The organism is uncultured Microbulbifer sp., from assembly GCF_947489355.1.
Classification (GTDB): domain Bacteria; phylum Pseudomonadota; class Gammaproteobacteria; order Pseudomonadales; family Cellvibrionaceae; genus Microbulbifer.
Genome location: NZ_CANLDD010000161.1, coordinates 1 through 816, shown reverse-complemented (window position 1 = coordinate 816; position 816 = coordinate 1). Strand labels below are relative to the sequence as shown.

The window sequence follows — 816 nt, the reverse complement described above, 5'->3', positions numbered from 1 at the left end:
AAAAGCGAGAAGTCTACGGGCAACTGGCCGCTTTTTCTAGCTCCATTGAGATATGCACTTACAAGTTGAATCTAGGTGTATATTGTATTTCAGAAGTAGAACATTATTGGAGCGGACTATATTTTTTATAGCCAAATGGCTATGAATATGTCAGCTATAGATAGCCATGCAGGACCTTATCAGGTATATCCTGCCATAGGGTCAGAAGCTCCGAGGTATTAAACGCCCGTGCGGTTGGATGCTTGCCAAAGCGTTTACTGTGTTTTCCTGAAAATACGGGCCAGTCTTCTCCGGGGCAGCCGGTCTCTGCAAAACTCAACCAGGCTTCCTGCATAGAGGCACACAGTAGATGTGCGTCCGTATCTGCGCCGTAGAGACCGCGCAGGGATTTTTCACCATGGGTTCCAAATACATAACCCAATTCCACGGCATGACAGGCTCCAAGCAGAGGTTGGTCTACCAGGGGCTGGGTGAAATGGTAGTGAAACCCTTCACCTTGATGGTTTGCCAAATGCCTCAAGCCGGGTAAGGTAAATACCATATCGGTTAACAACAGATTCCAGGCTTTACTCCACTGGGGCCAGGGGCTGTTCTGAATGGATAACGCCAATTGGTAGTAATGGTCCAGTAACGGTTTTATTTTTGTTTCCGGGAGCAGCCAGTCTAGGTGATTGCAGATCTTTTGGAAATCCAATGCATAAATTTCTGAATTAATGGCGCTAAATAGATTCCATTCCTCTCCTAGATTCAACTTGTAAGTGCATATCTCAATGGAGCTAGAAAAAGCGGCCAGTTGCCCGTAGGCTTCTCGCTTTT

1 protein-coding gene is annotated in these 816 nt (G+C 46.3%); it reads right to left on the bottom strand.

All coding sequences use genetic code 11. From position 1 onward, the window contains the following. Window positions 1-154 precede the first annotated feature (154 nt). Window positions 155-816: carboxylesterase family protein (locus tag Q1A48_RS21280; protein ID WP_299948866.1), on the bottom strand; the 662-nt coding region annotated here is incomplete at its 5' end.